Below are 19,833 nucleotides of genomic sequence, written 5' to 3' on the forward strand. Positions count from 1 at the left end.
CGCGCAAGTCTGGGACGGGAAGCAGGTGTTGAAGCGGGCATTGCAAATCTCCTTTCGATTGAGGGAAAGCGTCACTCAAACGATTATTCCAGAGATCGCGATGCGGGGTGGAAGCGTGAACCTGGCCGAATTTACTTGATACCGAGCCCGCGTAGCACTGCATTGCCGTCGTCGGTCAGGCGGAACTTGGACTCGCCCGGAGTGGGCGACACCATCTCCACGTAGCCGTATTCGCTCAGCGAGGCAACGTCGGGAGGCGCGGCCATCACGTCGATCGGCGCATGCAGCAGCAACAGCAGCGCGGCGATTTCGTGGTGGCTGAGTAATCGTTTGATGGCCCGTACTGGAGCCGATGCGTTGCGGAGGTTCATGACGAACTCCTTTCGTTAATGCTTTGTCTTTGTGTCGTGCAGCGCGTCGATTGCACCCTACAGCAGCGCGTGAAGTTTCGTAAAGTTGGGCAAGGGTATCGATCAACTCTTAGGCGAAACTTAAAACAGACCAAACGCCACGCGTGCGCCTGCTATGAGGACGATTGGCGAGGCTAAAAATTGTGGTTGATGAGGTTAAAAATTGTAAGCGGGATTCCTGGGGCTGAACGTCGCGTCGTCGAATGTCTTCGGCGCGATGTTCTGGAACACGATACTTTCGAAAATCTTGCCGTCGTTGTCGAAGGATTCTGCCGTCCGGAAATAGGGCCGCCTCAGGTCCAGTCCGAGGATCTCCTTCTTTGCATAGAAGTCGGGCTGTCCTGAAGGGGTTTCGTAAGTGAACGCGACCACGCGGGCACCATCGATCGTTTTCACTTCGATGTTGTTGGCGCGCGTGACGCCGGCGTCGGCGAATTTCTTGCCCTCGGCCAGGAATTGTTGCGTGAGGTATTCGGTACCCAGATCGCGGACAGAATGCCGCGATTGCGAGCGCGCGAGCGAGCCATCGAGTGAAGTCCAGATCGCAATCACTTTGAGCAGGCCGCCCAGATGGCCGTACATTTCGTTGGGGCGCGCGCTTTCGTCATAGAGAATCTCCTGGCCCGCGTGTCCGCCATCGGGCAGCCATTTTGCATAGACCCGCAGCGGGTCGCGTGTCACGCGCACCAGCATGTGGTCGGCCTCAGTCGGCCACATGCCGTGGATACGTTCACGCCGCAACATGGTGAACTCATACGACGGATAACCGTTCGGGCCGTTCTTCAGGTAACGCGGCAGCGCAAGCGGATCCAGCGATTTGAACAACGAAATCAGCGCCGTGTCGCTCATGTTGGCGAGCATGCCGCTGCGCGCGGCGTGGGTCAGCCAGCGGACCTGACCGTCGAGCGGAAGTTTGCCGACCTGCGCCGCGGGCGTCTTCGGCGGTGTACTCGTTGCATTGGCGGAGAGCGCCGGACCGGCTGCGGAGGTGGCTGCGGACGTAGGCAATGCAGCCGTGGCGGTGCTGGCTGCTTGCTGTGCGTTCGCGGGCATGGTGACGGCTGACAGGGCGAGCGCAGCCAGCAGACCAGGGATCCAGGCGTGTGCGCGGATCAGCTTGCGGTATTGGCGGCGCGCTCGTGCTCGATGCATGAAGTTCTCCGTGTCCGTTCATTTTGCTTTGGCTGCGGATTCGTCGCGCAGTTCACGGCGAACAAATTTCCGTTTGTTAGAACCTTAGAACGGATCACGGAGACCGTAAATTCCGGTGCAATGTGTGTTATCGGGCTTTTATTGCGTTTTACTATTAGCCAGCCGCCTGCGTCAGCGCTCAAGAATGGCAACAACGCCTTGGCCGCCCGCCGCGCAGATGGAGATGAGACCGCGGCGGGTCCGTGTGTTGCCGGGTGTTTGCGCCGGTATCGCCAGCATCTTGGCGAGCGTCCCGACGATCCGTCCGCCGGTCGCCGCAAACGGATGACCCGTTGCCAGTGATCCGCCGTTGAGGTTCATGCGGCCGCGCTCGATCGAGCCGAACGGGCCGTCCAGGCCGAGTTGCGTGCGGCAGTATTCCTCGTCTTCCCAAGCCGCGAGCGTGCACAACACTTGCGCCGCGAATGCTTCATGGATCTCGTAGAAATCAAAGTCCGGTAGCGCCAGTCCCGCTCGTTCCAGCAAGCGCGGGACCGCGTACGCTGGCGCCATCAGGAGACCTTCTTTCTTGTCGAAGAAATCGACGGCTGCGGTTGCCGAGAGCGTGAGATAAGCGAGCACGGGCAAGTTGCGCGCGGCCGCCCATTCTTCAGACGCCAGCAACACCGCCGACGCGCCATCGGTGAGCGGCGTGGAATTACCGGCCGTCAGCGTACCGGCGTCGCGGTCGAAAACGGGCTTCAGCGCAGCGAGCCGCTCCGGCGTGAGATCCGGCCGCAGGATGTTGTCGCGTGAAAGGCCTTTGTACGGCGTCATCAGGTCGTTGAAAAAACCGCGCTCGTATGCCGCCGCCAGCTTTCGATGACTGTCTAGCGCCAGATCGTCCTGCGCCTCGCGCGATATCTTCCAGCGCTTGGCCATCAGTTCGCAATGTTCGCCCATTGAAAGGCCCGTGCGAGGTTCGCTGTTACGCGGCAGCATGGGCTTGAGCAACATGCCGGGCCGTAGCTTCGCCAGCGCGCTCATGCGCTGTGCCGCGGACTTGCCGCGGTTCGCTTCGAGCAGGATCTTGCGCATCCGTTCGTTCACGCCAATAGGCGCGTCCGAGGTCGTATCCACGCCGCCTGCAATGCCCACATCGATTTGCCCGAGCGCGATCTTGTTCGCGACCAGGATCGCGGTTTCAAGGCCCGTTCCGCATGCCTGACTAACGTCGTAGGCGGGCGTTTCCCGGGCGAGCGTGGTGGACAGCACTGCCTCGCGCGTGAGATTGAAGTCGCGTGAATGCTTGATCACCGCACCCGCCGCGACTTCACCGAGACACAGGCCGTGCAGGTCGTATCGGTCGATCACCCCTTGCAGCGCGAACGTCAGCATGTCCTGATTCGATGCCGTCGAGTACGCCGTATTGGACCGGGCGAACGGAATCCGGTTGCTGCCTAGGATGGCTACGCGACGCACGGCGGGAAGGGCGCTCACAGTCATGATGAGGTCTCGTCGAGGGATACGATGGACGCTTCAAGATCGGGTTCAGTCAGCGTGAGTTGTTTAGAACGCCGTATGATTATGTATAAAGCGCAGGCCAGAATCATGGCAGTTCCCACTCGAAGCGGCCGCGCAGATGCAATCGCTCACCCGCCAGATCGCGTACTTCAAAGTCGCGTCCTGTGGTCGACAAAGCTGCGGTCCATAGCGTGGTTTCGGCGGGCAGGAAAATGGGTGACTTGAAGTCGCCCTGCACATTAGCGGCTTCGAGTGGCTTCGACGGTTGCAACGCCGCCAGCGTGCGCCCGAGGGTCCACATGCCGTGCGCGATGACGCGTCGGAAGCCGAATGCTTTCGCCAAAAGGGCGTGCAGATGAATAGGGTTGAAGTCACCGGACGCTTTTGCATAGTCGCGGCCGAGTTGTGCGGGAAGCTGCCATCGGGCTTCACGGACCAGCGCGGGCGGCGTAGTGTCGGCTTGAGGAACTGAAGCCAGACCTCGACCCTGACCTGTGATGCCGCGCTTCAGATACACGCTATCCGCATCCCAGACCGCCTCCCCACCGCGATAGATTCGCGTATGCAGCGTGAACGCCTGACCCTTGTCGTGCGTCACCAGATCGCCGCTTTCCACTTCAATTCGCAATGCCTGTCCCGAGTGCAGCGTGCGCCGCAAGCGCACGCTGTTCGACACATGCACGAGACCCATCGCCGGCCATGGAAACGCGGGATCGGTGAGCAGCATCAGGTGCAGTGGGAACGCCATCACGTGGGGGAAGGTGACAGGCACGCCTTGCTCGGGGATAAAACCGCATACGCGTGCATAGCGGCCGATCAGTTCGGGATCGAGTGCCACGCTCGGACGCACGAGGCGCAGCGGCGGTAGTTGCTCAACCGCATCGGCCCGTTTAAAAATGCCCTGCAGCGCACGGCCATAGAGTTTCGCGGGTGGCGGCAGGGAATCGAGGATCACCGTGCGCATGCGTGTCGATCCTGATGATGAGCCTGATGGCGAGTTTGACAGAGGCGGCATGCCCATGGTCATGCTCCGATCAGGCTTTGTCCGCACACGCGCACCACATTGCCGGTGATGCCGGCGGACGCGGGACTGGCGAGCCACGCGATGGTCTCCGCTACATCCACGGGCTGGCCGCCCTGGCTCATCGAATTCATGCGTCGTCCGGCTTCGCGAAGCCCCAGCGGGATGCGGGCGGTCATCTGCGTTTCGATGAACCCCGGCGCCACCGCGTTGATCGTGATGCCCCGTGCGCGCAGCGGTTCCGCCATGCTTTGCACTCGACCGATCACGCCCGCCTTCGAGGTCGCGTAATTGGTCTGGCCGAGATTGCCCGCAATACCGCTGATCGACGAAACCCCGATGATCCGGCCGCCCGCATGCAGCACGTTCTGATCGAGCAGCAAGTCGTCTATGCGCTCCTGCGCCGAGAGGTTCACGTCGATCACGCTGTCCCACGCGGCCTCCGTCATCTTCGCGATGGTCTTGTCGCGCGTGATGCCGGCGTTGTGTACGACGATATCGATACCGCCCACGGCCAGCAGCGCGGCCGCAATGGTCGCGGGCGCGTCGGGCGCGGCGATATCAGCGACGATTGCCGTGTGTGCCCCTTGCGACGGCCACGCATCTTCCAGCGCGAGCATGGTCTGGTCGAGCGCGTCCTGTGCCTGCGGGACATCCAGCCCGATCACGTGCGCGCCGCGATCGGCCAGCACTTGCGCGATCGCCGCACCAATCCCGCGTGCCGCGCCCGTGACAAGCGCACGTTTGCCCGCGAGCGGCTGGTTCCAGTCAGTGGGCTGCGTGGCTGGCGTGGCATCGACATGCACAACTTGCCCCGATACATACGCCGAGCGCGGCGAGAGCAGAAAACGTAATGTCCCTTCAATATCGGCGCCCGGTTCTATCTGAAGCAGGTTCGACGAGATGCCGCCACGCGCTTCCTTGCCGAGCGAACGCGTCATGCCTTCGAGCGAGCGTTGCGCGGTCCACGCACGCGGCGAAGCACAGAATTGGGGTGGCAGTCCCAGTACAACGATACGGCCGCTCTTCGCCACCGAGCGGATTGCATCGTGGAAGAAGCCGTAAAGCGCATGCAGTTGCGTGCTGTCGGTTATACCCGTGGCGTCGAAGATCAGCGCTTGCACGCGGTCGTTCGGCGGCGCGCCCGGCGAGCGCGGTTCGAAACGTCCGCTCATGGCGCCATGTTTTGCCGCGACGGGCAACCACGACACGAGTGCACTTTCGTGGGCCACGGTCGTCATGCCGAGCGAAGTCAGCAGAGTAATCAACGGCTCGAATAGCGTGGGCGAGGGACCCGCTCCGATCGCTGCTATACCGCCGAATTCCGCGCGGCCTTGTGCTTGCCGCCGCAAGACTTCGGGCTGAGGCAAGCCGATGGAACGCGCAACGCTCGCGCCGAAAGGGGAATTGACGAAGTCGAGATAGCGATCTTTCATGCCTGCCTGAAAAACGGTTTAGCGTCTGCCTGGGAGTAGGACCCGCACGAGATCACGCATGGATTTCCTCGGGCTCGTTCGCCAGTGCCTCCTGGCGTTTCTTCAATGCATCGAGCATACCGAAATCCGCGCCGAAGTCATCGACCTTGACGACTTCCACGCCGTAACGCGCGTAATCGGAGAGTACCTGACGTTCGCTTGCATCGATCAAACCCTGCATTTCGCAGGTCGCAGCCCACGCGTCGAGATCAGGCAGGTTTTGCGGCATCGGCGGGATCTGCCTGGCCTTGACCGCATCGCGCAGCTTGTGCTCGATCTCGGCATAACGCGGACTGAGCGCGAACATCAACTCGCCGTAACCGAGCGGATCGATATGCACGGGCGGCGCGTACGAGTCCGCAATCAGACGTTCGCGAGCGTCACTGGGCGTGGTCATCAACTCGGCGATAGCCGTTCCCAACCGGTCTCCCGGCACGCGATGCGGCATGCCGAAAGGAAACGCGAGCACGCGCACGAAGCCTGCTGCGAGCGGTTTCGGATAGTTGGAAAGCACGCCTTCGAAGGCCGTTTGCGCTTGATGCAGCGCATCTTCGACACCCCAGCGCACGAGCGGAAGATCGGCGTCAGGGCGGCCATCGTCTTCGAAGCGCTTCAGCGTGGCCGAGATCAGGTAGAGCTGCGAGAGGATATCGCCGAGTCTTGCCGACAGGCGTTCACGTCGCTTCAGTTCGCCGCCGAGCGCGAACATCGAGACGTCTGCGAGCAGTGCGAATGCCGTGGCGAGGCGAGTGGCCGCGCGATAGTAAGGCACAAGCCGCGCGTCGGCGCGCGTCGGCTTGGGGATCAGCGCGCTGCCGCCCAACGCGAACACGAAGCTGCGCACCGCATTCGATGCGGTGAAGTTCGCGTGACCGAAGAAGGCGTTGTCAAAATCACGCAGGCCTTGGGCGCGGTCGGCATTGCGCGTAGCGGTCATCTCTTTCAGCACATACGGATGACAGCGGATCGCGCCTTGACCAAAGATGATGAGGCAACGCGTGAGGATGTTCGCGCCTTCCACCGTGATCGAGATGGGCACTTGCTGGTAAGCACGGGCGAGGAAATTCGATGGCCCCATGCAGATGCCCTTGCCCGCGACCACGTCCATGCCGTCGTTGATCACTTTGCGCGCGCGTTCGGTGATGTGATATTTCGCGATCGCCGAAATCACCGACGGTTTCTCGCCAAGATCAACGCCTTGTGCGGACAAGCGGCGTGCCGCGTCCATCACATACAGGTTGCCGCCCATGCGCCCCAGCGCTTCCTGCACGCCTTCAAACTTGCCGATGGCGGTACGGAACTGCCGGCGCACTGCCGAATACGCGCCGGTGCCGCGCACGGCCAGCTTCGCCATGCCCACGTTCGATGACGGCAACGAAATGGCGCGTCCCGCTGCGAGACATTCCATCAGCATGCGCCAGCCGTTGCCAACCTGTTCGCGCCCGCCGATCACCCAGTCGAGCGGGATGAAGACATCGTTGCCCCAGTTCGGGCCGTTCTGGAACACCGCGTTCAGGGGCCAGTGGCGGCGGCCGATATTCACGCCAGGATGATTCGTCGGGATGAGCGCGCAAGTGATCCCGGCTTCGTCAGCGACCCCAAGCAGATGATCGGGATCGAGCGCGCGAAACGCGAGGCCGAGGACCGTCGCGATCGGCCCGAGCGTGATGTAGCGCTTCTCCCATGTCACGCGAAAACCGAGCGTCTCGCGGCCCTCATGCAACCCCTTGCACACGATACCTACATCGGGAATCGCCGCCGCGTCCGAGCCCGCGTAGGGACTGGTCAGCGCGAAGCAGGGGATTTCATCGCCGCGAGCGAGACGCGGCAGATAGTAGTTTTTCTGCGCTTCGGTGCCGTAGTGCATCAGCAGTTCGGCGGGGCCGAGCGAGTTGGGCACCATCACCGAAACCGCTGCGGCGGAGCAGCGCGTGGCGAGTTTCATGATGACTTGCGAATGCGCGTACGCGGAGAATTGCTTGCCGCCGTACTGCTTCGGAATGATCATGCCGAGGAAGCCGTTCGACTTGATGAACTGCCACGTTTGCGGCGACAGGTCTTGCCAGACCGCTGTCGTTTCCCAATCATTCGCGAGATCGCAGAGTTGCGTGCATTCGGTATCGATGAACGCGCGCTCTTCGGCCGTGAGCACCGGTGCGCCGAGTGCGAGTAACGTGTCCCATTCGGGGCGTCCTGAGAACAGCGATGCATCCCACCAGACCGTGCCGGCTTCAATGGCATCGCGTTCGGTCGGCGACATCTCCGGCAGGATCTTGCGGAACAGATCGAAGACGGGTCTGGTTAGCAGTGCTCGGCGCAGCGGCTTGATGGCAAGCAGGAGCGCGGGCAGCACGAAGACGATCGCAAGGAGCGTGGTCACGACCGGCCCGGTCACTCCCGCAAACCAGCCGATAGCCACCCAGACCACTGTCCATGCGAGCCACGCGGTGGCAGGCGCTTGCATATACAGCAAAGTGCCGCTCACGATAAACAGTGCGACCACGAAGCTGGCTGTCATGACGACCTCTCCTGTTGTTGTTCGATAGTGTGCGCTGGAACGGCATGGAGGCGGCGTGCATCGGCAGCTTATTGTTCAGCAGATTACATACCCGGCGCATTCCTCTTCAACGTGCGTGATTCAGGCGGTCGCATGTTGCGATGCGGTATCGTGCGCGCACTGACTTGAGCTCAAAGGGTTCGCGGACAACGCGCTATTTGAAACCGGTTCGCGCTCGGCGAACATGGAGGCGAATGGGCAGGCACCGTTTGGCGGAGACAGAGGCGCTTTGAGCGCGGCCACCATGACGAGTGCGAGGCGGCCGATTAATTGCGAGTCCTCCAGACGCTGGCCCTGCGTGAAATCGGCGATAAGGCTACTCGTATCGGCCCCGGCGAGAATGCCGCTGAGCGAGCCGATGCAAAAGTGCAGCCGCCACCCAAGTTCCTCGCGAGGCAAATGCGGCAGGACCGTTTGAAACGCGTCGAAGAAGCGCTCGGCAACATCCGCATAAATTCCGCGCAGAAAATTGCGGATGAACGGCGACGGATCGGTGTAAGCGCGGCCGAGGAGGCGCAGCAAAGCAGGGCCGCTTTTCTCGACGCAACGCGATTGCTGTAGCGCCGGGATGAACATCGCGCCGAGGATGTGCTCGCAAGTGAGTTGCGGACCCAGCGAGGACTGGAAGCGTTCGAGCAACGCCAGGCGGTTCTGGTTAAGACCGTCGAGCCGACGCGTGAGCATCGCGTGGATCAGTGCGTCCTTGCCGCCGAAGTGATAGTTCACGGCGGCAAGGTTGGCATCGGCGCGAGCGGTGATGAGCCGCATCGACATGCCTTCGTAACCGGTGTCAATGAACAGCGCTTCGGCGGCGTCGAGCAAACGAGTTTTCGTATCGCCGGACGTACGTGATGACGAGCGACTGGATGCGGCGAGCGTGGAACGGGTTGGCACTAGCGTCTCCGGGACCGCTGCGGCGGTCCACATTCTGGGGATGGTCGAGTAAAGCCTTTAATTAAAACGGGCGTTCTAATCAAGATAAAAAGCTTTGGCGATATCGACAAGCCATTTCATGGAGCATGCTCTCTAGAAAGAGAACGATCGTGCGGGGGGAGGGAGCGAACAGAGTTGAATCGAGTGAAAAAATGGAGACGCGAGCGCGTCTCCATCGGATAAAAACGCTTAAACCGAACTCGTCGCCCCCACATGCTTGGCGGACTCGGTCATGTCTATACCTCGCCGTTCGCGGCTAAAGAAAATAAGCCCCGCGATCACCACGGCGACCGTGCCGCCGACCAGCGCCATGGCGAGTCCATAGTTATTGCCGTTCTTGATGGCGATCGACGCTTGCATGGTGGCGTTGACTGACGCCAGCAGATTCCCCAACTGATAAATAAGTCCGGGAAACGTGGCGCGGATCTCGTCGGGCGAAATCTCATTCAGGTGTACCGGAATCACCCCCCAGGCCCCTTGAACGGAGATCTGCATCAGAAACGCTCCGGCGGCCAGGGCTACCGGGCCACTCGAGAACGCCCAGAGCGGCAATACTGGCAACGCGATCAGAGAGGCAATAAAGATTGCCCAGCGGCGCCCGATTTTCTCCGACATGGACCCGAAGAACAGCCCGCCGCAGATTGCCCCGATATTCAGAACAATCGTAATGAGCGCGACTGTGTGCGGATCGAAGTGATGCTGTTCGCGCAGGAAGGTCGGATAAAGATCCTGGGTGCCGTGCGAGAAGAAGTTAAACGCGGTCATCAAGACAATGGCATAGATGGACAACTGCCAGTTCTGCTTGAGCGTCTTCAGCAAGCCGGGCCGCGGTTTTTTCTCCATGGCCTTCCAGGCCGGCGATTCGGGCACGTGTGCGCGCACATATAAAACCAGTAATGCGGGCGCCACGCCAATGAAGAACATGCCGCGCCAGCCAACGTATTGATACGCGACACCGAACACAATGGAGGCCAGCAGATATCCGCTCGGATAACCCGCTTGTAAAAGGCCCGAGACGAAGCCGCGCGCTTTGGTCGGCACGGTTTCCATGGTGAGGGCTGAGCCCACGCCCCATTCGCCGCCCATTGCAATACCGAACAGCGAGCGCAACACGAGCAGCGTAAAAAGGTTCGGTGAGAATCCCGACAGCAATTCGAGCAGCGAATAGATGGCGATATTGACCATCAGGGTTGGACGCCGGCCGTATTTATCGGCGAGACGACCGAAGATCAGCGCTCCAATAGGCCGCATCGCGAGTGTCAGGGTAATGCCTAAAGCGACTGCCGGAATCTTCGTATTAAATTCAGTCGCGATATCTTTCAATATGAAAACCATTAGAAAGAAATCGAAGGCATCGAGTGTCCAGCCTAAATAGGCCGCTATCGTCACGTTTCTTTGTTCTCGCGTCCAGCTCATTACCGTAATCTCCCCATTCGCGTAATTGATTCATCATGACGACGTGACCGAGGCCTTCTCGTGCGCCGCGCCGGATAAGGCGCTCGGCTGGTGTCGGCAGGTTGGAGTGTACGCCGCTGTTTAATTCAATGCTCGCCGCGATCAGCCAAACTGGTATTAACCCCGGTACGGTCTGATGTTTTCCGTTCAATACATCAATCGAGTAGCTTTCGGTTAAGTCGATGAATTAAAGAAAATGAAAGTTAATTGAATTATTTTTGTATTAAATGGGCGTGAAGATGAACGCGGTGCACTCGCGGACATCGAGGTTCTCGATAGCTACGCGGCGGGTCTTTGGCGCGCTCGTTGAGTTAGTGTGAGTCGACCAGCGCCCGTAAACCGGGGTCACGAACCTCCAGTAAATCGAACAAGCCGAGTGCGCGCAATGCGGGCAGGGCGTCGACAATATCGTTCTCCGCTGCTGTACGCTTGTTCGCCGGCGTTAAAGGATCAAGCCAGACTCGCGCATTGGCGAGGAATGCACCAACGGTGCCTTTGCGAATGGTGACGCCGTTGAGCGTGGCCTCGTTGAGGTGATCGGGAAGAATATCTGCAGCGCGCATCATGTACTCCTGGTGTGATTGACCCTCCGACTTTAGCGAGCGGCAACCGGACGCGCTGCGGCGTCAATGCCATTCGATACGCTTTCCACGCCAACGGAACGGCTCACGAGCCATCAAAGGCCGCATTGCAGGCTATTAACTCCACTCGGCATCGGCATTCTCGTCAGGCTCATGCAACGTCAACCCCGACAGCGGCAGCGGCAGCGCCGTCTTATACCGCACCTGCTTGAGCGCGAAGCTTGAACGGATGTTCGAGATGCCCGGTATCTTGGTGAGCCGTTCAATGATGAAGCGCTGCAGCGCCTGGATATCCGGCACCATCACGCGCAGCAGGTAATCCGCGTCGCCGGTCATCAGGTAACACTCCATGACCTCCGGCCGCTCGCCGATCGCCTCTTCGAAACGCCGCAGCGCGTCTTCATCCTGTTTCGTCAGGCTCACCTGAATGAACACGTTGATCCGAAGCCCCAGCGGTTCCGGATTCAGCAAGGTGACTTGCTGTTTAAAAAGCCCCAGCTTTTCGAGCGCACGAACCCGATTGAAACATGGCGTCTGCGAAAGGTTCACCGCCCGCGCCAGTTCCGAATTAGTGATGCGCGCATTCTGCTGCAACTGGTTCAGGATGCCGATGTCAATGCGGTCAAGCCGTTTAGGCGATGTGGTCATAGCTCGAATATTCTGGAGAAATGGGCGTACGCGGAATAAATACACTATCCCTGAGCCTGATTAAAAGCAAATCAGTGGCACATTCTGCGGCGCAATAGCTAAGCTGTATTGAAAGCCAACGCTATTCCCCCATTCAATGCGGAGCCGTGCCATGACTGATTTATCCAGCGGAAGCGAACAGATTCTGTCGATATCCCGAGGTCGCGAAGACAGCGATCCCGAGGAGACCGCCGAATGGCTGGAGGCGCTGGACGCAGTCACCGAACACGTTGGCCGGGATCGCGCGCAATACCTTTATGACCGCCTCGCCGAGCATGCGCTGTCGCTGGGAATCGAGTCCTCGCGTGCGCGTGTCACGCCCTATATCAACACCATTCCTGTTGCAGAGCAGCCGCGTTATCCGGGCAATCTGGAGATCGAGGAAAAGCTCGCTGGCGCCTTGCGCTGGAATGCGCTCGCGATGGTCGTGCGCGCTAACAAGGCTTACGGTGAGCTTGGCGGTCATATCGCGAGCTATGCCTCCGCGGCCGATCTCTTCGAAGTGGGTTTCAACCATTTCTTCCGTGCGGCCGCCCCGGACGCGGGCGTTGGCACAGGTGGCGATCTTGTCTATTTCCAGCCGCATTCATCGCCAGGCGTTTATGCCCGCGCGTACCTCGAAGGCTTTCTTAGCGAAGAGCATTTGGAGCATTACCGGCAGGAGATAGCAGGACCCGGGCTGTGTTCGTATCCGCATCCATGGCTCATGCCGGACTTCTGGCAGTTCCCCACGGGCTCGATGGGCATCGGTCCGATCAACTCGATCTATCAAGCGCGCTTCATGCGTTACCTGCAAAACCGCGGCCTTGCAAAGACCCAGGACCGCAAGGTGTGGGGCTTCTTTGGCGATGGCGAGATGGACGAGCCGGAATCGATTGGCGCGTTATCGCTCGCTGCGCGCGAACAACTCGACAACCTGGTGTTCGTCATCAATTGCAATCTGCAGCGGCTGGACGGTCCGGTACGCAGCAACGGCCGCATTATCGATGAGCTCGAAGCGCAGTTTATTGGCGCGGGCTGGAACGTGATCAAGGTCCTGTGGGGTTCCGACTGGGATGCACTCTTCGCACGCGATCAGACAAACGCGTTGCTGCGTGCATTCGCACATACGGTCGATGGCCAGTTCCAGACCTTCTCGGCCAACGATGGTGGTTATAACCGCGAACGTTTCTTCGGCCAGAATCCTGAGCTCGCCGCATTGGCTTCGCATCTGAGCGACGAGGATATCGACGGCTTGCGCCGTGGCGGCCACGACGTGCGCAAACTCCACGCGGCCTACGCGAAGGCGCTGAGTCATCGAGGCCAGCCAACCGTGATCCTTGCCAAGACGATGAAAGGCTTCGGCATGGGTACATCGGGTCAGGGCAGGATGACGACACACCAGCAAAAGAAGCTTGGCTTCGACGACCTCAAGGCATTTCGCGATCGCTTTCGCCTGCCGCTGTCGGATGCCGATGTCGAGGCAGTCAAGTTCTACAAACCTGCGGAAAACAGTCCGGAGATGCAGTACCTGCATGCACGACGCGCAGACCTTGGAGGCTATCTGCCCAGAAGGCGGAGAGTGTCATCGGAGGGGCTGATCGTCCCGCCGATGACAACCTGGGGTCAGTTCGCAATCGATGCGGCAGGCAAGGAGATGTCGACCACCATGGCGATCGTGCGCATGTTCGGTACGCTGATGAAGGACGCAACGCTTGGGTCCCGCGTGGTGCCCGTGGTTGCCGATGAAGCGCGTACGTTCGGCATGGCGAACATGTTCCGGCAAGTCGGCATCTATTCGCCGCTTGGGCAGTTGTACGAGCCGGAGGATCTTGGCTCCATGCTGTATTACCGTGAGGATACCAAAGGACAAATTCTCGAAGAGGGCATTTCAGAAGCGGGCGCGATGTCGTCATGGATCGCCGCCGCGACGTCGTACAGCGTGCACGATCTGCCCATGCTGCCGTTCTATATCTACTACTCGATGTTCGGCTTTCAGCGCATTGGCGACATCATCTGGGCGGCGGCGGACCAGCGCGCACGCGGGTTCCTGATCGGCGCGACCGCGGGCAAGACCACGCTTGGCGGCGAAGGGCTGCAGCATCAGGATGGCAGCAGCCATCTGGTGGCATCGACGATACCGAACTGCCGCGCCTACGATCCCGCGTTTGCTTATGAGGTCGCGGCTATTGTCGACGAAGGGATGCGCGAAATGGTCGAGCGCCAACGCGACGTGTTCTATTACGTTACGGTGATGAACGAGAATTACGCGCAGCCATCGGTGCCCGGCGGCGACATCGAGACCCTGCGCGAGGGCATCCTCAAAGGCATGTATCCGCTTGCGACGGCACCGGACGCTACGGCGCAGGTGCAGTTGCTTGGCGCCGGCGCGATTCTCGGTGAGGTCATCGCGGCGCAGCAGATGTTGCGCGGCGAATGGGGCATTGAGGCGGCGGTATGGAGCGTCACGAGCTTCACTGAATTGCAGCGCGACGGCATGGGGTCTGAGAGGTTTGCGCGTCTCGGCGAGACGGCCCCCGCGCCGTATGTGAGCACCATGCTTTCTGCATCGCGCGGTCCGGTGATCGCTGCAACGGACTACGTTCGCGCTGTGCCCGAGCTGATCCGCGCTTACGTGCCGCGTCGCTATGTGACCCTCGGCACCGACGGCTTCGGTCGCAGCGATACGCGTCAGGCACTGCGCGAGTTCTTCGAGGTGGATCGCGCTTCCATTGTGATTGCAGCGCTCAAAGCACTGGCTGACGACGGTGAGATCGATATCGCCATCGTGCGCAAAGCGTCGCAGCAGTATGGGAAGGTGGCGTCGGCATTGGGCGCGCCCTGGCAACGGTAGTAGGTAGACGGAGAACGCGAATAAAGGGCAGGGTCGGACGCACTTGACTGGCGCCTGAAATATTGTGCACAGTCCCAGCGTTGCGGTATAAGAGCCGTTCCAGAGGGATTCCCGGCCATGTCCGCTCCGCTTCTTGATCCTGTAAAAACTGATTTGGCCGACGGCCCGGTGCTGTTCGCCGTCGAGCTGTCCGGCGATGCTGCGCGTGTCACCGGATCTCATCGCCACGCCCGTGGTCAGATCTTCGGTGCGGTTCGCGGGTTGCTGTCCGTTGGAACCGATGACAGCCAATGGGTCGTGCCTGCGATCCACGCAGTCTGGCTTCCGCCCAACCTCACGCATTCGGTTCGTTCACATGGCGCGTTTGCCGGATGGAGCGTCTATGTCAGCGAAAAAACCTGTGCAGATCTCCCGAATGAGCCCTGCACCATCCGCACTTCCGGTCTGTTACGCGAGGCCGTGAGCCGCGCGGCAACCTGGCACGACGAAACGCTGAGCGCGGCGCAAATGCGCGTGGCGGGTGTCATCCTCGATGAAATTCGCTCGTCACCGCGTGAAGCCTTTGGTTTGCCCATGCCACGTGATGTGCGTGTGCTCCGGATCGCCCGTGCGCTGGCAGACGATCTCGCCGATAACCGCCGGCTGGAGGAGTGGGCCGCTTGGGGCGGCGTGGCGACGCGAACCTTGACCCGACGGTTTATCGACGAGACGGGGTTCAGCTTTTCCGAATGGCGCCAACGCGCGCGTCTGATGCGGGCGTTGGAAATGCTTGCATCGGGCGTGGCTGTCACGACCATTGCGCTCGACCTTGGCTACGAAAACGTCAGCGCGTTCATAGCAATGTTTCGCAGGACCTTTGGCGTGACGCCGACCCAATATTTCGTCTAACCTGCGGCGCGTACGGGAGTCCGCTTGCCCGATGCCAGCAAAAGCCCGATTGCGCTGGTATTCTGGCAGTCGACATCGCAACACATGTTGGGCCACAAGCGTGCACCCCTTCGCATCCCTTAATACTTCGATGAAAAGTCCCATGAACGAGCTAACCTTGCTGACTGAAGCTGATGACCGCGCCCGACGCTACACCGAAGCCATTCCAGTCCACCGCGTGTTTCCCGATCAAGCTGCGCTGCAGGCGCTCGCTGCATTCAGCGAGCCGCTACCGGCACGCGGGTATGCGCCGGAAGACGTGCTGCGCATGCTGGACGATATCGGTTCGCCCGGCACGGTTGCGTCGAACGGGCCTAGTTACTTCGGCTTCGTGATTGGCGCGTCGTTGCCTGCCGCTGCCGCTGCAGAACGACTGATGCTGGCATGGGACCAATGCGCATCGTCATTCGATAATTCGCCGGTTGCGGCCACGCTCGAACGAGTCGCTGCTGGCTGGGTGCTCGACGTACTGAACCTGCCTCGCGAAAGTGCCGTGGGATTCGGAACGAGTGCGACGGCTTGCACGATAAGCAGCCTTGCCGCCGCGCGTCGCTCGTTGCTCGCACGCAAGGGCTGGGACTTCGACAACGACGGATTGATGGGTGCACCCGAGGTCAAGGTCGTGGTGTCCGAGCTTGTCCATATCACCGTGAAAAAGGCGCTTCGTTTGCTTGGTTTCGGCATGAACAAGATACTGTTCGCGCCGGTCAACCACTACGGCCAGGTGGACCCTGACCGCCTGCCTGCGCTGGATGACATGACCATCCTGTGTTTGCAGGCGGGTGAGGTCAACACAGGCGAGTTCGATCCCTTCGACATACTCATTCCGAAGGCCAAGGCCGCGGGCGCATGGGTTCATGTGGATGCGGCGTTCGGCATGTGGGCGCGTGCGTCCTCGCATGCGGAACTCACGAAAGGAATTGAGGCAGCCGATAGCTGGACCACCGACGCTCATAAAACGCTGAACACGCCGTATGACTGCGCGATGGCAATCTGCCGCGATAGCGAAGCGCTCGCCGCTGCAATGAACAGCGATGCGGTGTATTTGAGCGGCGCAAGAGACGCCCAGAAGAACCTGACGCTCGAGTTCTCGCGACGGGCTCGGGGCATACCGGTGTGGGCAGCGTTGCGATCGTTGGGACGTGAAGGCGTGGCGTCAATGGTCGACCAGTTTTGCGCACTGGCGCGTCGCATTGCAGACGGACTGGAGCGGGAGGGATTCGAGATCCTGAACCGCGTCACGCTGAACCAGATCCTGGTTCGCGCGCAGACCGATGAACTGACCGTTGCTGCCCGTGAGGCGATCCAGGCTTCTGGCGAGGCGTGGTTTGGCGCGACTGTCTGGCAAGGGCGACCGGCATTCCGGATCAGCGTGTCATCCTGGCGGACGACAGAACATGAAGCGGACGCGCTCGTGCGATTGTTGAGCGGACTTGCAAAGCCGCGTTAGACAATACTGCATTCGTCGCACGATTGGGCGCGGTTCGCCGATGCTAACGGCGCCGGTCGAGAAACGTGCGAAGCTTGATTGCAAGGCTGGCCAATACCGCCAGCGCGCCCAGTGTTTCGAGTAGTGGCGAGAGCATTGTTCAGATCTCCCAAAGAGTCGACGCCGGTGGCATGCCACCGGCGCAACGCTTAAATCAAATGCCGTAACAGCAGTTGAAGACCGAGCGCCAGCATGCAGATAAAGAACCATCGGCGGAAGGTCGTGGGGCTGATATGGCCACGTATGAGTTGACCGATCCACATACCGAACAAGGCAGGGACGACGGCGAGCAGCGAGCTGGCGAGATCGGCGGTTGTGAACGCGCTTGCGCGAGCAAGCCCGATCGCCAATGCCACGGTCGACACCGTAAATGATAGTCCGAGCGCCTGAACGAGATCTTCTTTTTTCAGGTCGAGCGCTTGGAGATAGGGGACGGCTGGTACGACAAAAACGCCGGTTCCTCCCGTGACAAGACCGGTCACCACACCAATCAGAGGAGACAGTCGCCGCTCATGCCGTTGCGGCACGGAGAAGTGCCAGGACAGCAACCCGGAGACCGCGTAGAGCGTCAGCGCCGCCCCGAGCCCGGTCACGGCCCAGACGCCGCCGCTACCGGCAATGAACGAAGCCGCAGCCACGGTGCCGATCACAATGCCCGCCATCATCGGCCAGAAGCGCCTGACGAGCGCGCCGAGGCGTGGACCTGCAACAAGCTGCCAGACGTTGGTGACGAACGACGGCAGGATCAGCAGGGCAGCGGCCTCGGCCGGTAGCATGAGTGCTCCGAGCACCCCCATGGCCACGGTAGGCAGGCCCATGCCTGTGACGCCTTTTACGGTGCCGGCTATCAGGAAGGTCAGCGTAATGGCAGCGAAGCGCGCGGTGTCAGGTGGGGTCATCAATGTTTCCCGGGGAAATTGCTTGCCCTTATTTTCCCCAGATTCGCCAAGGCCACAATGCGGATGATGCGTACTCTGCCTTAGGGTATAACTAAGGCTGATCAACCAAAATTTTCCTGGCCATGCGCTTCGACCTGATCGACCTGCGCCTTTTCCTGTTCATCCTCGAAACCGGCAGCATCACGCACGGCGCGGCTCAGGCGAATATGTCCTTGCCGTCCGCGAGTGCCCGTTTGCGCGGCATGGAAGAGGCACTAGGCCTGCCCCTGCTGGAGCGAGGCCGCCGCGGCGTCGAATCCACGCCAGCAGGGGACACGTTGGCGCACCACGCGCGTCTGGTACTCGGCCAGGTCGCACGGATGGAGGGCGAACTGGGGGAGCACGCCGAGGCTCGTAGAACGCGTGTGCGGGTGTGGGCGAATACCGCCGCGGCAACGGAGTTCCTGCCTCGTCCCCTTGCTGGATTTCTTCGGCATAACCCGAACGTGCACATCGATTTGAAGGAGCGGCAGAGCACCGAGACCGTTAAGGCGGTCCTCAATGGTTCCGCAGAGATAGGCATTGTTTCCGATGCAGTCGAGCACGGGACGTTGCAGACGTTTCCGTTCGCCACCGACAAACTGGTTCTGATCGTCGCGCGAGATCACGCGCTCTGCGGGCGTCGTCGTGTTGCGCTCAGAGAGGTGGTCGAGGAGGATTTCATCGGACTGAGCGCCGGCAGTGCGCTGCAGGAGTATCTCGGCGAGCAGGCGCTGTTCGCCGGGCAGCAGTTTTACTTTCGCGCGCGGGTGCGGACCTTTGAAAACGTCTGCTGCATGGTCGAGCAGGGCGCGGGTCTGGGGATCGTGCCGGCGACAGCCGCGAAGCGGTATCGAGGGTCGCCCGGCGTGCACACGGTGGAGTTGACCGACCCTTGGGCTGCGCGTCAGCTCCTGATCTGCGTTCGCAATCTGGAGGCGTTGCAGCGACCGGAACGCGCGCTGGTTGAGGCGCTTGTTGCGGTCTCTGATGCGTGAACCGGTGATGCGTCAACGTCAGCAACTCAGATCGAAATATCCCTTGGCGAGACATACCCCGTTCACCAGAATTTCGACATCGTGCCGCCCGGCGTAATGCACGCGCGTGGTGAAGTCCCGAATGTTCTGCGTGCGCTCTATGCCTACCTTTTGCCCGCCGTCGAGTGTCAACTCCTTGAGCTTGAACACTTTCGCGGCTGTCACGCCTGATTTCTTCACGTAATGCATCCTGTAGTCGATCACAAGCCGCTGGCTTTCGGGGCTCCTGGAAGCAAGATCGAATGACAAGGTCACACGCTCGCCCAATGCAACCTGGCGCGGCATCACGGCGAACTTGCTGACCTTGACATCGGGCACGCCGCCCGCACCGATCACGGCCAATGCGCGGCCATTGCCGGCTTTGATCAGCGAGCGCAGCGCACGCTTTGCAATCCAGGCCGTGTGAGCGTTTTCGATCGGCCACGTCGCGAGTCGGTCCAGCACCCACTCAGGATGCGATTTGGTCACATCGTTCAGATGATTGGCGACCGACTTGCGGACATAGAGGCTCGCGTCCGAGCGCAGGTTTTCAAGAATCGGCGCAGCCAGTGAAGGATCTGCCAGGATTGCGTCGAGCCGGAAAGACCATGGCAAGCGTGGACGGCTTCCCTCACTCGCGAGGCGCCGCACGGCGTCGCTGTCATCGCGTGACCAGACTTTCATGATGGCAAGCGCTCGCTTCAAATCCTTGCGCAGGAATTCGCGCACCGCGAACTCTGATGAGCCGAGGGCAGTGAAAGTCTTGAGCGCGTCCATCGATACGTCGAAATCGTCGAGGCCGTATTGACCGACGTAATCGGGAAGGACCAGCGTGGAGAACCCCGGTTCGATACGCAGTGCCAGCGCACGAAGAACC

16 protein-coding genes are annotated in these 19,833 nt (G+C 60.6%); 4 read left to right on the forward strand and 12 right to left on the reverse strand.

Annotated features, from left to right (window positions below; all coding sequences use genetic code 11):
* Positions 1-131 precede the first annotated feature (131 nt).
* From JWR14_RS29365 to JWR14_RS29410, 10 genes are all read right to left on the reverse strand, one after another.
* Positions 132-371: a hypothetical protein gene (locus JWR14_RS29365; RefSeq protein ID WP_299716175.1), complete on the reverse strand. Its 240-nt coding sequence runs from the start codon at positions 369-371 to the stop codon at positions 132-134.
* Positions 372-566: 195 nt separating this feature from the next.
* Entirely contained in the window at positions 567-1,562 is a 996-nt protein-coding gene (locus JWR14_RS29370; RefSeq protein WP_299716179.1) for a DUF1571 domain-containing protein, read from the reverse strand.
* Positions 1,563-1,733: 171 nt separating this feature from the next.
* Entirely contained in the window at positions 1,734-3,047 is a 1,314-nt protein-coding gene (locus JWR14_RS29375) for an acetyl-CoA C-acetyltransferase (protein ID WP_299716182.1), read from the reverse strand.
* A gap of 103 nt (positions 3,048-3,150) precedes the next feature.
* Positions 3,151-4,092, reverse strand: coding sequence for a MaoC/PaaZ C-terminal domain-containing protein (locus JWR14_RS29380; RefSeq protein ID WP_299716185.1), 942 nt, complete (start codon positions 4,090-4,092; stop codon positions 3,151-3,153).
* On the reverse strand, positions 4,089-5,522 hold the full coding sequence (locus JWR14_RS29385; RefSeq protein WP_299716188.1) for a 3-oxoacyl-ACP reductase: 1,434 nt from the start codon (positions 5,520-5,522) through the stop codon (positions 4,089-4,091). The genes JWR14_RS29380 and JWR14_RS29385 overlap by 4 nt, the downstream gene beginning before the upstream one ends.
* Positions 5,523-5,574: 52 nt before the next feature.
* Positions 5,575-8,079: an acyl-CoA dehydrogenase gene (locus JWR14_RS29390; protein ID WP_299716191.1), complete on the reverse strand. Its 2,505-nt coding sequence runs from the start codon at positions 8,077-8,079 to the stop codon at positions 5,575-5,577.
* 120 nt (positions 8,080-8,199) lie between these two features.
* Positions 8,200-9,012: a TetR/AcrR family transcriptional regulator gene (locus tag JWR14_RS29395; RefSeq protein WP_299716194.1), complete on the reverse strand. Its 813-nt coding sequence runs from the start codon at positions 9,010-9,012 to the stop codon at positions 8,200-8,202.
* 228 nt (positions 9,013-9,240) lie between these two features.
* The gene (locus JWR14_RS29400) at positions 9,241-10,467 is read right to left on the reverse strand and encodes an MFS transporter (RefSeq protein WP_299716197.1); all 1,227 of its coding nucleotides are present in this window, start codon (positions 10,465-10,467) and stop codon (positions 9,241-9,243) included.
* Between the two features lie 350 nt (positions 10,468-10,817).
* Entirely contained in the window at positions 10,818-11,069 is a 252-nt protein-coding gene (locus JWR14_RS29405) for a hypothetical protein (RefSeq protein WP_299716220.1), read from the reverse strand.
* A 135-nt stretch (positions 11,070-11,204) separates the two neighbouring features.
* Positions 11,205-11,735, reverse strand: coding sequence for an Lrp/AsnC family transcriptional regulator (locus JWR14_RS29410; protein ID WP_299716200.1), 531 nt, complete (start codon positions 11,733-11,735; stop codon positions 11,205-11,207).
* A gap of 151 nt (positions 11,736-11,886) precedes the next feature.
* On the opposite strand from JWR14_RS29410, the gene mdeB reads away from it, so the two are divergent.
* From mdeB to JWR14_RS29425, 3 genes are all read left to right on the forward strand, one after another.
* Complete coding sequence (gene mdeB / locus JWR14_RS29415) at positions 11,887-14,607, forward strand: alpha-ketoglutarate dehydrogenase (protein ID WP_299716203.1); 2,721 nt, start codon at positions 11,887-11,889, stop codon at positions 14,605-14,607.
* A gap of 117 nt (positions 14,608-14,724) precedes the next feature.
* Complete coding sequence (locus tag JWR14_RS29420; RefSeq protein WP_299716206.1) at positions 14,725-15,495, forward strand: helix-turn-helix transcriptional regulator; 771 nt, start codon at positions 14,725-14,727, stop codon at positions 15,493-15,495.
* A gap of 142 nt (positions 15,496-15,637) precedes the next feature.
* The gene (locus tag JWR14_RS29425; RefSeq protein ID WP_299716209.1) at positions 15,638-16,984 is read left to right on the forward strand and encodes a pyridoxal-dependent decarboxylase; all 1,347 of its coding nucleotides are present in this window, start codon (positions 15,638-15,640) and stop codon (positions 16,982-16,984) included.
* Positions 16,985-17,172: 188 nt separating this feature from the next.
* Here JWR14_RS29425 and JWR14_RS29430 read toward each other — a convergent pair whose 3' ends face one another.
* Complete coding sequence (locus JWR14_RS29430) at positions 17,173-17,922, reverse strand: sulfite exporter TauE/SafE family protein (protein WP_299716212.1); 750 nt, start codon at positions 17,920-17,922, stop codon at positions 17,173-17,175.
* Between the two features lie 122 nt (positions 17,923-18,044).
* Here JWR14_RS29430 and JWR14_RS29435 point away from each other — a divergent pair, with 122 nt between their 5' ends.
* Complete coding sequence (locus tag JWR14_RS29435; protein ID WP_299716215.1) at positions 18,045-18,938, forward strand: LysR family transcriptional regulator; 894 nt, start codon at positions 18,045-18,047, stop codon at positions 18,936-18,938.
* Between the two features lie 18 nt (positions 18,939-18,956).
* On the opposite strand, the gene JWR14_RS29440 is transcribed toward JWR14_RS29435, so the two are convergent.
* Positions 18,957-19,833, reverse strand: an 877-nt coding sequence (locus JWR14_RS29440; RefSeq protein ID WP_299716217.1) for a DNA alkylation repair protein, incomplete at its 5' end; no start/stop codon positions are given.

The organism is Caballeronia sp. (assembly GCF_028292365.1).
Lineage (GTDB): Bacteria > Pseudomonadota > Gammaproteobacteria > Burkholderiales > Burkholderiaceae > Caballeronia.

Excerpts from the sequence above, each read along its gene's own strand:
- JWR14_RS29365 (WP_299716175.1), bottom strand. The coding sequence starts at position 371 with ATGAACCTCCGCAACGCATCGGCTCCAGTACGGGCCATCAAACGATTA.
- JWR14_RS29370 (WP_299716179.1), bottom strand. The coding sequence starts at position 1,562 with ATGCATCGAGCACGAGCGCGCCGCCAATACCGCAAGCTGATCCGCGCA.
- JWR14_RS29375 (WP_299716182.1), bottom strand. The coding sequence starts at position 3,047 with ATGACTGTGAGCGCCCTTCCCGCCGTGCGTCGCGTAGCCATCCTAGGC.
- JWR14_RS29380 (WP_299716185.1), bottom strand. The coding sequence starts at position 4,092 with ATGACCATGGGCATGCCGCCTCTGTCAAACTCGCCATCAGGCTCATCA.
- JWR14_RS29385 (WP_299716188.1), bottom strand. The coding sequence starts at position 5,522 with ATGAAAGATCGCTATCTCGACTTCGTCAATTCCCCTTTCGGCGCGAGC.
- JWR14_RS29390 (WP_299716191.1), bottom strand. The coding sequence starts at position 8,079 with ATGACAGCCAGCTTCGTGGTCGCACTGTTTATCGTGAGCGGCACTTTG.
- JWR14_RS29400 (WP_299716197.1), bottom strand. The coding sequence starts at position 10,467 with ATGAGCTGGACGCGAGAACAAAGAAACGTGACGATAGCGGCCTATTTA.
- JWR14_RS29405 (WP_299716220.1), bottom strand. The coding sequence starts at position 11,069 with ATGCGCGCTGCAGATATTCTTCCCGATCACCTCAACGAGGCCACGCTC.
- JWR14_RS29410 (WP_299716200.1), bottom strand. The coding sequence starts at position 11,735 with ATGACCACATCGCCTAAACGGCTTGACCGCATTGACATCGGCATCCTG.
- mdeB (WP_299716203.1), top strand. The coding sequence starts at position 11,887 with ATGACTGATTTATCCAGCGGAAGCGAACAGATTCTGTCGATATCCCGA.
- JWR14_RS29420 (WP_299716206.1), top strand. The coding sequence starts at position 14,725 with ATGTCCGCTCCGCTTCTTGATCCTGTAAAAACTGATTTGGCCGACGGC.
- JWR14_RS29425 (WP_299716209.1), top strand. The coding sequence starts at position 15,638 with ATGAACGAGCTAACCTTGCTGACTGAAGCTGATGACCGCGCCCGACGC.
- JWR14_RS29430 (WP_299716212.1), bottom strand. The coding sequence starts at position 17,922 with ATGACCCCACCTGACACCGCGCGCTTCGCTGCCATTACGCTGACCTTC.
- JWR14_RS29435 (WP_299716215.1), top strand. The coding sequence starts at position 18,045 with ATGCGCTTCGACCTGATCGACCTGCGCCTTTTCCTGTTCATCCTCGAA.